Below are 12271 nucleotides of genomic sequence, written 5' to 3'. Positions count from 1 at the left end.
ATGGCTGCAGAATGAAAAATGGGAAAGTATTTTTAGTAGGAGCAGGACCCGGGGACGTTCGTTTAATCACCGTAAAAGGACTGGAGGCTATAAAGCAAGCCGAAGTGATTTTATATGACCGGCTTGCCAATCCCAAACTTTTAGAGTTTGCTCCAGCAGATTGTGAACTGATTTATTGCGGAAAATTACCGAACCGCCATATTTTACGCCAAGGGAATATCAACGAGCTTTTGGTTGAGAAGGCTCTTGAAGGCAAGCGAGTCGTTCGTTTAAAAGGAGGAGACCCAGGCGTGTTTGGCAGAGTTGGCGAAGAAGCGGCATCCCTGGCCGAATATCAAATTCCATTTGAAATCGTTCCTGGCATTTCATCGGGGATTGCAGCCCCCCTTTATGCAGGAATTCCTGTTACCCACCGTGAGTATGCAGAGTCATTTGCAGTCGTTACTGCCCATGACAAATCGCAAGAGGGCAAACCAGTACTTGATTGGGAAGGACTGGCTCGTGGTGTTGATACCATTGCCTTTTATATGGGAGTCGGCAATTTACCGTTTATTTGCGAAAATCTCCTTAACAACGGTAAACCAGCGTCGACCCCGATTATTTTGATTCAATGGGGTACATTTGGCCGCCAAAAAACATTGCAAGGGACACTTGCTGATATTTCCGAGAAGGTCTTGGAGGCAAAGTTTAGCAACCCATCGATTATTTTAGTAGGGGGTGTCATTTCTCTGCGTGAAAAAATCAGCTGGTTCGAGAAAATGCCGCTGTATGGACGGCAAATACTGCTTGCCCGGACGAGTGAGGGTCAAAGTGAATTAGCAAAGGAATTAATGGATCAAGGCGCCGATGTGATTGAATTTCCAAAGTGGAAAAAGACGGCACTGCCTGTTGATCTGACAAAAGTAACTTCCTATGAAAAAATATTTTTTACCTCACCTGAAAGTGTAGACGATTTTTTTACAGCGGTGATGGAAAGTGGAATGGATATTCGAAAAATCCGTGCCGATTTCTTTGGCGCTTCGATGAAATCAATCAAAGCATTAAATAATCGTGGATTTATTGCTGTACAGGTTGATGAAATGGACGAGACCGGAGCCTTGCTCATTGTTGGGGACGATAGCATCTTGAAAAAAGAGTATGATCAGGCAGACATCATGGTGACTAGCAGAAAAGAAATAGATCACCAGTTCATGCCTCTTTTTAAAAGAATGTTAGATGAGGCTGACGTGAATACCATTGTATTCCCAAGCAGTGCGTCCGTTGAACCGTTTGTACAAGCGTTACGTGAATGTGACTTGAATACGGTTGAACTGTTGCAAGGGTTGCATGTGGTCAGCATGGGAAAACAAACAGCAGCTGCGGTTGGAAAAGCCGGGTTTATGTCACATGGAATGCCTGCCAGCGCAACGAAAGAAGCCTTGGTTGAATATTTAGCGGTCCGTCCTGTCGAGGAAGTTTAGAGGATGAATTCAGGCTATCCTGTAATCCTAAGGTTAGAAGGAAAAACAGTCGTCATTGTTGGGGGCGGGAAAGTTGCCGAGCGAAAAGTGACGGGACTGCTTGGTACGGGTGCAGAAATCGTAATCGTCAGCCCGGAGGCAACGGATGAAATTCAAGGACTTCATCGTGAGGGGAAAATTGTTTGGAAGCAAAAGCCCTTTTCTGACGGGGATATAAAGGATGCATTTATGATTTTTGCCGCAACGAACAATCTCGAAAAAAATCAGTTGATTAGAAGTTCAGCAGCACCCCATCAGCTTGTAACGATTGCAGACGATCCAGATCGCTCCAATTTCCATGTCCCAGCCCATTTTCAACGTGGACTGTTGAGCATAGCCGTTTCAACAGGAGGTGCGAGTCCAACCCTCGCAAGCAAAATTCGGGAGCAGCTCGAGGAGCAGTTTGATGATTCCTACGAGGGCTATCTTGAGTTTCTTTTTTCAAAACGAAGATGGATTCTGAAAGAAGTGGAAAATGCTTCTTTGAAGAGAAAACTATTAAAAACCATTGTAAGTTCGGAGTTCTTAACTAGTGATAATCGGGAAGATGACTTTATTAGAATATATGAAACGCTTCTTAACGAAACGGGCCAATAATGACTGCAAAAAAGGATGTCGATGACGTCCTTTTTTTTATGGACTTTTCCTTTTGAAAAATCAGAGGACAGGGAGTTTTTACCTATTTTTATAAAATTTTCTGAAAAGTGGTTCCATTTTTAAAATCAGTGTTATATAATACAAAACGTAGATAGTTGCTGTATTATAACAAAGAGGTGATGTAGTTCATGTCGACGCAAACGACAGGTATTGAAGTGGTTGGGGCAATGAGAGCCCAGTACGAAGAGATTTTAACACCAGAGGCATTAAATTTTATTGAAGCGCTAGAACGAAAGTTTGGCGAAAGAAGAATTGAACTGTTACAGTACAGGCAAAAACGCCAAGCCGAAATTAATGATGGGAAATTGCCAGATTTTCTCCCTGAGACAAAACATATTCGGAATGGTGACTGGACCATTGCTCCGCTGCCGGATGACCTGCAAGATCGCAGGGTAGAAATTACAGGCCCGACCGATCGAAAAATGGTCATCAATGCTTTAAACTCTGGTGCAAAGGTTTTTATGGCTGATTGTGAAGACGCCACTTCACCGACATGGGAAAACATCATCGAAGGACAAATCAACTTAAGAGATGCAGTAAATCGGACGATTTCCTTTGAAAATCCTAACGGTAAAAAATATGAACTACATGAAAAAACAGCTGTTCTGTTTGTTAGACCACGCGGCCTGCATTTAGAAGAAAAACATATTTTACTAGATGGCAAGCCTATTTCAGGAAGTTTCTTCGACTTTGGGATGTACTTTTTCCATAATGTGAACCAGTTACTTAAGAGGGGAACAGGACCATATTTTTATCTACCAAAATTGGAAAGTCACCTGGAGGCAAGGCTTTGGAATGATGTATTTGTATTTGCGCAAGAGAAGCTTGGGATTCCGAATGGAACCATTAAAGCGACTGTCTTACTAGAAACCATCATGGGCGCATTTGAAATGAATGAGATTTTATTTGAGCTAAAGGAACACTCTGCAGGATTGAATTGTGGAAGATGGGATTATATCTTCAGTTACTTAAAAAAGCTGCGTAACCACAAGGATGTCATTTTACCGGATCGATCACAGGTAACGATGACAGTACCATTCATGCGTTCGTATTCGTTATTAACGATTCAAACCTGTCACCGCCGCAAGGCACCGGCAATCGGAGGAATGGCAGCCCAAATTCCGATTCGCAATAATCCGGCTGCTAATGAGGAGGCTTTTGCAAAGGTTCGTGCCGATAAAGAGCGTGAAGCCCGTGATGGTCATGATGGAACATGGGTGGCACACCCAGGTCTTGTTCCGGTAGCCCTGGAGGTTTTCAACCGTGAAATGCCGATTGCAAACCAAATTCATACACTTAAGCAACAGAAAATCAGAGTAACAGCCCAAGATTTGCTTGAATCACCAGGTGGAACGATTACTGAAGAGGGCGTTCGTTTAAACATAAATGTTGGGATTCAATATGTGGCTTCCTGGCTAAGTGGAAGTGGCGCAGCCCCTATTCACAACTTAATGGAAGACGCTGCTACTGCAGAAATTTCACGAGCCCAGCTGTGGCAGTGGATTCGCCACCCTAAAGGGATGCTTAACGACGGACGGAAAGTCACTGTGGAGATGTATGAGCAATATAAGGTGGAGGAATTAGGAAAAATAAAACAGGAAATTGGTGTGCAGGCATTTGAAGGCGGTCGATTTGATAAAGCAGTTGAACTGTTTGACCGTTTGATTTTAAATGATGATTTTGCTGAATTTTTAACTTTACCAGGGTATGAGTTGATCTAGTTTATTAAATTAAAAAAATACTTAATAGATTAATAGGAGGAATATAAAATGACAAATTCAAGAGTAGCACAATTACAAGAAAGCTGGGAAATGGATAGCCGTTGGAAAGGGATTACAAGACCATACACTGCCGAGGATGTTATCAAGCTACGCGGATCCATTGATATTGAGCATACGTTGGCTCGGAAAGGGTCTGAAAAGCTTTGGAAGCTATTAAATGAAGAAGACTATGTAAATGCCCTTGGAGCATTAACAGGAAATCAAGCAGTCCAGCAAGTTAAAGCAGGACTAAAAGCGATCTACCTAAGCGGTTGGCAGGTAGCAGCCGATGCAAACCTGTCCGGACACATGTACCCTGACCAAAGCTTATACCCAGCAAATAGTGTACCAAGTGTTGTCAAAAGGATTAATCAAGCACTTCAACGTGCAGACCAGATTACCCATTCAGAGGGCGACAATTCAATTGATTGGTTTGCTCCAATTATCGCTGATGCAGAAGCCGGTTTTGGCGGCCAATTAAACTGTTTCGAACTAATGAAAGGCATGATTGAAGCTGGGGCTTCAGGTGTCCACTTTGAAGATCAGCTTTCTTCCGAGAAAAAGTGTGGCCATTTAGGGGGTAAAGTATTGCTGCCAACCCAAACGGCGGTTCGTAACTTGATTGCCGCTCGTTTAGCTGCTGACGTTATGGGTGTTCCTACGATACTAGTTGCTCGTACCGATGCAAACGCGGCTGATTTAATTACAAGTGATATCGATATGAATGATGCACCTTTTATTACTGGTGAACGTACTGGAGAAGGATTCTATCGTGTTAAGGCGGGGATTGACCAGGCAATTGCTCGCGGTCTAGCATATGCACCATATGCAGATCTTGTTTGGTGCGAAACTTCTGAGCCGAATCTCGAGGAAGCAAGACAATTTGCAGAAGCGATCCATGAGCAATTCCCAGGCAAGTTGCTCGCATACAACTGTTCGCCATCATTCAACTGGAAAAAGAAATTGGATCAAGAAACAATTGCGAAATTCCAAGTCGAACTTGGAAAAATGGGCTACAAGTTCCAATTCGTTACTCTTGCTGGCTTCCACGCCCTAAATCATGGCATGTTCGAACTTGCTCGCGGCTATAAAGAGCGCGGCATGGCAGCTTACTCCGAATTGCAGCAAGCGGAATTCGACAGCGAGCAATACGGCTACACAGCCACACGTCACCAGCGTGAGGTTGGTACAGGTTACTTTGACCAAGTATCTATGGTCATTACCGGTGGAACATCATCAACAACCGCATTGAAAGGTTCAACAGAGGCAGAACAATTTACAGGAAAAAACTAGGTTTTAGCAGGGCGCGAATCCTTCTCTCCTATTGGAGGGAGGGATTTTTTGTTGGTGGGTATATGAATAAATTAGTGGTTTACTGTCGGATAGGCGGGGAATTGGGATCCAACTTGCGGATGAGGTGATCCAATTTGCGGATGGGATGGTCCAACTTGCGTATGAGGTGATCCAACTTGCGGATGGGATGGTCCAACTTGCGGATGAGGTGATCCAACTTGCGGATGGGATGGTCCAACTTGCGTATGAGGTGATCCAACTTGCGTATGAGGTGATTCAACTTGCGGATAGTTAAATTTACAAGCTGCTGAACCCACTTTTTGGAACGGAACGTTTTTTAGAGTATCATCATAGATAATAATAGCCTTTATATGGAGTTGATTGAGTTGAAAAAGACAACCGTTGATGAGGTCTTACAGCAGGGTATCTATGGACCACTTGAAACAAAACCAGATGAGCGGCGGAAATTCTTAGGAACTTTAAGAGAGCGGATTGTGTTGGCTCTTACGAAAAGCCAAGTAGGAGAATCAACAGTATATCCCCAAGTGGAGCAGCATATGAAGGAAAAGCCCCAGTCCCATCTTTTCTTAAATGGAAACATGAATTACGAGGCCCTTTCCAAATATGTAAAGCTGGCCACAAAATATAAGATTGAACATACTATTGTGACCAATAAAGAACACGACACGGAAATCGGCTTGGTGTTAGCTATGGATCATGCAATTGATAAGGAAGATATCTATATAACCAAGAAGGTACCTGCCCAACTGCAGGAAGTTAAAAAAAACAAGGGCTTTTTTTCAAAAATCTTTAAAAAATAAGCAGATGTGATTTCAGAGAACATACGCCTTTAACACCGGAAATCATCAAACCAGAGCCCAAACTGTCCTTATGAGAGGTTCATAAGGACAAAATACCTCATGTACAACCTCCAACTGTCTTTATGACACTATACACTCCTCTGTTTTTCACCCAACTGCCACTTCCACTATAGCTTGCAGTTCGATTTCCACATTTCCCTGAATGGCGCGACTGATCATGCAAGAAGACTCCGCTTTTTTGGCGAGTCTCTTAGCCATCGCCACTTCTTTTTCGGATGCACCTGTTCTCAAGACTACATGTGGTCGGTGAATAATCTTTTTATATGTAAAAACCCCATTGGTGACATCCACAATTCCTTCAGACTCCATCATTAGAGTCTCTTTCTGCAAATGACTACGTTCCATCATCGCTGCAAGTGTGATAATATAGCAGGTCGCGGCAGCCCCAAGCAGCATCTCATCTGGATTAGTGCCGACACCCGGCCCATCCATTCCTAGTGGGATGGAAATCTTTGTTTTTAGATTCCCGGCTTCAATCTCTCCGACATCATTCCGTAATCCCGGCCAGCTCGCCTTTAAATGAAAAATATGTTCAGCCATTCTAAATTCCTCCAATTTGAGTTTTGCTCCCACGTAATTTTAAAAATATGGTATGGTTATTTAGATATGTAAAAATGGAGCAGTGATAATGAAAATTATTTTTAAAATTACCCTTTTCCTAATTCTTTGTTTATATTTAGCGATTCTTTCGAAATTAATTTTGTTTAAATATATCCCGTTATCGGAGATTATTAATCATTTTAACTTTACCTATGATGAATACCACTGGCGGTCGAATAATTTCGTCCCCTTTAAAACCATTAAATTTTATCTGTTTTTAGCAGATATCAATCTAAGTATTCGAATTGAGAACTTAGCAGGGAATGTCATCGGTTTTATGCCGTTTGGATTTATCTTACCATTGCTGGCAAAAAAGTTTCAAAAAATCAGCGCTGTCACCTTTGCTACCTTTTGTTTAAGTCTAACGTTCGAACTGTTGCAGCTCGTATTTGAATTTGGCAGCTTTGATGTGGACGACTTAATTTTAAATACGGCTGGTGGAATTCTTGGTTACCTGCCTATTAAGCTCGTTTTTCTGATCGCCCATTTGAAAAAGAAAAACATAAAAACAACGCAATTTTAGGGGGCAGTTTCAAAGTAAACAAAAACCACCGATGAATCTTCAAAAAGATCCACTGGTGGTTTTTTCAGTGCCGTTTACTGGAACGGTATCTGCTAACAATTGAATATTATTCGTTACCTTTGTGCTATAGGTAAAATCACCATAGCAGTAAGGGTAGCGGAAATTATCTTTATTGCCGCCACAAGTATATATAGCTGGCTTTTCTTTTACCCGCTGGAGGGAGAATTCTTTCGCCAATGCCTCACTATGTTTGCCGCCGTGCTGTGCAACATAGTCAATGTAACCAATTCCCATGTTGTAAGACTGGATAATGGCCTGGAAATCTACCTTTTTCTGATTCCCATAAGTAAGAACGCGCTGAAAATGTTTAACCCCAACCTGAATACTTTTTTTCGGATCTGTAATTGTATTTCTTGCCAAACCAGCCGATTCCGACGACTGCATAGGATCCCCGCCTTTGCCACGGCTTTCCTGCTGCATTAAGGCTACTAGTACTGTCGTATGAGTTTCGAGATTATATTTCGCTAATTCATCATGGATTAAGGGACGATATTTTTTTACATCAGCAAATGGATCAGATTTTTCAAGTTGAAGGGAACCTGCTTGTTGAAAATAATTTTGAAACATGGCCAATCCACAAAAAAGCATAAACAGCATCAAAAAGAGTTTAAATTTCTTCCGTCTTCGTTTTTTCATTCAGAAGCCCTCCCATCCATGACCATTATAAGGGAAGATGCCAAGAATGTCTGTGATGAACTTATTAGAAAAAATATTTGCATTATTAAGAGAGAAATAGAATTAAATTTTTAAAAGTTTGAACAAAAATTGATTTGCTTGCCAATACTGATAGTTGAATCATTGCGGTAATGCGGAAAAGTTTGGTATCATCATTAGTATTGATATGACAAGACAAATGGGATTGGGGGTTATGATATGTCAAGAATTTCAAATGAGCAGGTTAAGCATGTAGCCAACTTGGCACGCTTGGCTATAACAGAGGAAGAAACAGAAAAGTTTACAAAGCAGCTGGATGCGATTATTACCTTTGCTGAGCAGTTAAATGAATTGGACACGGAAAATGTGGAACCTACATACCATGTGCTGGATATGAAAAATGTTTTACGTGAAGATAAATCCAAACAAGGATTAGCGCTTGAAGAGGTACTAAAAAATGCGCCGGAACATCAGGATGGACAGATTAAAGTACCATCGATTATGGGGAAGGAGGATTAAATCGTGAGTTTATTTGACTATAAAGTTGCAGATCTACATGAGCTGCTACATAAAAGGGAACTAAATGTATCCGATCTTGTTGAAGAATCATACAAGAGAATCGGACAAGTCGAGGACAAAGTTCAGGCATTTTTAACATTAGATGAAGAGCGTGCCCGTCAATCAGCAAAAGCATTAGATGAGAAACTTAACACGGATGCGGCAAAAGGTTTGCTATTCGGGATGCCGATTGGCTTAAAAGATAACATGGTTACAAAAGGACTGCGGACAACCTGTGCGAGTAAAATTCTCGAAAACTTTGATCCAATTTATGATGCCACCGTCGTTCAGAAACTGCAGCAGGCAGAAACGGTAACGATTGGGAAGTTAAATATGGATGAATTTGCAATGGGATCTTCAAACGAAAATTCCCATTATCTAACGACACGGAATCCATGGAATCTTGAGACGGTTCCAGGTGGTTCATCAGGCGGTTCAGCAGCATCTGTTGCAGCAGGTGAAGTCCTATTTTCCCTAGGTTCTGATACGGGTGGTTCGATCCGTCAGCCAGCTTCTTTTTGTGGTGTCGTCGGCTTAAAGCCAACCTATGGTCGTGTTTCCCGCTTTGGCCTTGTAGCCTTTGCGTCATCACTTGATCAAATTGGACCGATTACAAGAACCGTTGAGGATAATGCCTACCTGCTTCAAGCGATATCCGGCCTGGATCCAATGGATTCAACCTCAGCAAATGTGGACGTACCCGACTTTGCTAGTGCCTTAACTGGTGACGTAAAGGGTCTTAGAATCGCAGTACCAAAAGAGTATCTTGGTGAAGGTGTCAGCGAATCTGTCCGACAATCCGTCTTAAATGCATTAAAGGTGCTCGAGGGTCTTGGCGCAGTTTGGGAAGAAGTTTCCCTGCCGCACTCGAAGTATGCACTTGCTGCTTACTATTTGCTTTCGTCATCAGAAGCCTCAGCGAACCTCGCCCGTTTCGATGGAGTCCGTTACGGCTATCGTACAAAGGATGCGGAAACGTTAATTGATTTATACAAAAAAACACGAGCAGAAGGTTTCGGTGATGAAGTAAAGCGCCGGATAATGCTTGGAACGTTTGCACTAAGCTCAGGTTACTATGATGCTTATTACAAAAAGGCACAGCAGGTTCGGACATTAATCAAGCAAGACTATGAGAATGTTTTTGCCAAGTATGATGTGATTATTGGCCCGACTACACCAACACCAGCTTTCAAAATTGGTGAAAAAATCGAGGATCCGTTAACGATGTATGCCAATGATATTTTAACGATTCCATTGAACCTTGCAGGCTTACCAGGAATTTCGGTTCCGTGTGGCTTTGATGGCGGGTTGCCGCTAGGCTTACAAATCATCGGCAAGTATTTTGATGAAGCAACAATTTATCGGACAGCACATGCATTTGAACAGGCAACAGACTATCATAAACAGAAACCTGGATTATAGGGGGTGAAGACCGTGGAATTTGAAACAGTGATTGGACTTGAGGTCCATGTTGAGTTAAAAACAGATTCAAAAATTTTCTCGGCGAGCCCAAACCATTTTGGTGCGGAACCGAATACGAATACTAGTGTGATTGACCTTGGTTATCCTGGCGTTTTACCTGTCCTAAATAAAAAAGCGGTAGAATTTGGGATAAAGGCTGCTATGGCCATTAATTGCGAGGTTGCGACCCACACAAAGTTTGACCGCAAAAACTACTTTTACCCGGACAATCCCAAGGCCTATCAGATTTCCCAGTTTGACAAGCCGATTGGGGAACATGGCTATATTGATATTGAGGTAAATGGCTATACAAAGCGAATTGGCATTACGCGAATTCATTTGGAAGAAGATGCAGGAAAGCTGAACCATGGAAAAGGGTATTCACTATGCGATTACAATCGTCAGGGCACCCCTCTCGTTGAAATCGTTTCTGAACCGGATATTCGCACTCCTGATGAGGCATATGCCTATCTTGAAAAATTAAAATCAATTATCCAATATACAGGCGTTTCCGATTGTAAAATGGAAGAGGGCTCACTTCGTTGTGACGCAAATATTTCGATTCGTCCCGTTGGTCAAGAAGAATTCGGAACGAAAACAGAATTGAAAAACCTGAACTCATTTAATTTTGTCCGCAAAGGGCTTGAATACGAAGAGAAGCGTCAACGCGAAGTGGTGTCGGCCGGTGGAACGATTGATCAAGAAACACGCCGCTTTGATGAAGCCACTGGGGCAACCTTGCTGATGAGGGTTAAAGAAGGTTCCGATGATTATCGTTACTTCCCGGAGCCAGATTTAATGGATTTGTACATTGATGAGGACTGGAAAGCACGAATTCGTGCCGAAATCCCTGAACTGCCAGACCAGCGTCAAAAGCGTTATGTAGAAGAGCTTGGGTTACCTGTTTACGACGCAAAAGTTTTAACTGTAACGAAAGAAATGGCTGATTTCTTCGAGGAGACAGTTAATGGTGGTGCGGATGCGAAGCTTGCCTCGAACTGGATAATGGGGGATGTTTCCGCCTACTTGAATGCTGAGCAAAAAGAGCTTCATCAAGTAGCGTTAACACCAGAAGGTCTTGCAAGCATGATTAAGCTAATCGAAAACGGAACAATTTCTTCGAAAATCGCGAAAACTGTTTTTAAAGAATTAATCGAAAACGGCGGCGATGCCGAGCAAATTGTGAAGGACAAGGGGCTTGTCCAGATTTCCGATGAGGGAACACTTCTCAAAATTATTTCTGAAGTGCTGGATGCGAATCCGCAATCGATTGAAGATTTTAAGAATGGGAAAAATAAAGCTGTTGGCTTCTTAGTTGGGCAGTTAATGAAAGCAACTAAGGGCCAGGCCAATCCACAATTGGTCAACCAATTGTTGCAGCAAGAATTACAAAAGCGTTAAATGGAAGCTGGCAGAATCTATTCTGCCAGTTTTTTTATTGTTTGCGTGTTTCGACATTTTTTTCGCCATTTCCCGGGAAAAAATCCTTTTGTTAAAAGGGTTTTTCCCGAGACTAATCAAACGTTTGGTTAGTAAGGAATGATCAGGTATCGTGTCGAAGCATAGGAATTTCCCTAAGATAGTCCTAATATCGACTTGTTTTTTATTTTATTAGAGGTAAATTATCGCTCGGGTCGACAAAGGATTTTCACAATAAATGGCTGGAACCCTTTATTTATATGGTGTCGCGGCTAACTAATCAAACGTTTGGTTAGTTTTTTGGAGCAGTGTAAATTCTACAATCTTTTTTCCGGATTCAGGAGTAAAAGGTTGAGAGGGAGGGCTATTCCGCCTATTTAATTAAACGTTTGATTAGTTTGCAGTTGGTCGAAGGGTGTAAATTTAAAGGGAAATAAGGTGAATGGAAGGCTTAGCTGTCCCAGTTCCCGACAAACTTTTTATAAGATTTCGGAGAAAAACATTGATTTACCGGGGCTGATACCCGTTTTAATCAAACGTTTGGTTAGTTTTATATTTTCGGGAAAATAGTCGAGGTATGTAAAGGAACAAAGGCAAAATAATAGACTGATTAATTCGTTTATTATTCGATACGCTGATAAAATCTAGTTTATCGCTGATAAACTGTGTGAATTCGCTGATAAATGGACTAGATTCGCTGATAAAACCCTCAAATCCGCTGATAAAAAATGAGTGGGGAATAATTACAAACGATATATTATAAAAATCTCCTACTTTTAGTGTGTAAATATTATTTTTTTCTAAAAAAAGCGCAAATACGCAATAAAAAGAGGGTACCTAAAGCTTCTGATGTGACCCCCAAAAGTTAGAGTTTTATGTTAAGCAGCTAATTGGCTGGTATGGATA

General features: G+C 41.8%; 12 protein-coding genes. 10 read left to right on the top strand and 2 right to left on the bottom strand.

The annotated features are described in order from the left end of the window. The first annotated feature begins 11 nt into the window (after positions 1–11). The 6 genes from cobA (at position 12) to J7E67_RS19925 (ending at position 6030) form a co-directional block, all read left to right on the top strand. Complete coding sequence (cobA, locus tag J7E67_RS19950; RefSeq protein WP_214718646.1) at positions 12–1460, top strand: uroporphyrinogen-III C-methyltransferase; 1449 nt, start codon at positions 12–14, stop codon at positions 1458–1460. A 3-nt stretch (positions 1461–1463) separates the two neighbouring features. Then, entirely contained in the window at positions 1464–2096 is a 633-nt protein-coding gene (locus J7E67_RS19945; protein ID WP_214718648.1) for an NAD(P)-binding protein, read from the top strand. A 188-nt stretch (positions 2097–2284) separates the two neighbouring features. Beyond that, entirely contained in the window at positions 2285–3877 is a 1593-nt protein-coding gene (gene aceB, locus J7E67_RS19940) for a malate synthase A (protein ID WP_214718650.1), read from the top strand. 48 nt (positions 3878–3925) lie between these two features. Beyond that, positions 3926–5209 carry an isocitrate lyase gene (gene aceA, locus J7E67_RS19935; protein WP_168241662.1) on the top strand — a complete coding sequence of 428 codons (1284 nt, stop codon included), beginning with the start codon at positions 3926–3928 and terminating at the stop codon, positions 5207–5209. Between the two features lie 124 nt (positions 5210–5333). Further along, positions 5334–5504 carry a hypothetical protein gene (locus J7E67_RS31425; RefSeq protein WP_214718651.1) on the top strand — a complete coding sequence of 57 codons (171 nt, stop codon included), beginning with the start codon at positions 5334–5336 and terminating at the stop codon, positions 5502–5504. A 91-nt stretch (positions 5505–5595) separates the two neighbouring features. Continuing rightward, positions 5596–6030, top strand: coding sequence for a YueI family protein (locus tag J7E67_RS19925; protein ID WP_251026883.1), 435 nt, complete (start codon positions 5596–5598; stop codon positions 6028–6030). 147 nt (positions 6031–6177) lie between these two features. Here the strand turns inward: J7E67_RS19925 and J7E67_RS19920 are convergent, their stop codons facing one another. Next, the gene (locus J7E67_RS19920) at positions 6178–6630 is read right to left on the bottom strand and encodes an OsmC family protein (RefSeq protein ID WP_214718653.1); all 453 of its coding nucleotides are present in this window, start codon (positions 6628–6630) and stop codon (positions 6178–6180) included. An 88-nt stretch (positions 6631–6718) separates the two neighbouring features. On the opposite strand from J7E67_RS19920, the gene J7E67_RS19915 reads away from it, so the two are divergent. Continuing rightward, positions 6719–7213 carry a VanZ family protein gene (locus J7E67_RS19915; RefSeq protein ID WP_098934661.1) on the top strand — a complete coding sequence of 165 codons (495 nt, stop codon included), beginning with the start codon at positions 6719–6721 and terminating at the stop codon, positions 7211–7213. A 39-nt stretch (positions 7214–7252) separates the two neighbouring features. Here J7E67_RS19915 and J7E67_RS19910 read toward each other — a convergent pair whose 3' ends face one another. After that, complete coding sequence (locus tag J7E67_RS19910) at positions 7253–7909, bottom strand: lysozyme family protein (protein ID WP_214718654.1); 657 nt, start codon at positions 7907–7909, stop codon at positions 7253–7255. Between the two features lie 237 nt (positions 7910–8146). On the opposite strand from J7E67_RS19910, the gene gatC reads away from it, so the two are divergent. The 3 genes from gatC to gatB are packed head-to-tail and all read left to right on the top strand — an operon-like array spanning position 8147 to position 11347. Beyond that, positions 8147–8446: an Asp-tRNA(Asn)/Glu-tRNA(Gln) amidotransferase subunit GatC gene (gene gatC / locus J7E67_RS19905; RefSeq protein ID WP_088085175.1), complete on the top strand. Its 300-nt coding sequence runs from the start codon at positions 8147–8149 to the stop codon at positions 8444–8446. A 3-nt stretch (positions 8447–8449) separates the two neighbouring features. Further along, on the top strand, positions 8450–9907 hold the full coding sequence (gene gatA / locus J7E67_RS19900; protein WP_214732720.1) for an Asp-tRNA(Asn)/Glu-tRNA(Gln) amidotransferase subunit GatA: 1458 nt from the start codon (positions 8450–8452) through the stop codon (positions 9905–9907). 12 nt (positions 9908–9919) lie between these two features. Beyond that, positions 9920–11347 carry an Asp-tRNA(Asn)/Glu-tRNA(Gln) amidotransferase subunit GatB gene (gatB, locus tag J7E67_RS19895; RefSeq protein WP_214718664.1) on the top strand — a complete coding sequence of 476 codons (1428 nt, stop codon included), beginning with the start codon at positions 9920–9922 and terminating at the stop codon, positions 11345–11347. The last annotated feature ends 924 nt before the right edge of the window (positions 11348–12271 follow it).

The organism is Bacillus sp. ISL-46, assembly GCF_018613205.1.
This window is presented reverse-complemented; position numbering and strand designations above follow the sequence as displayed.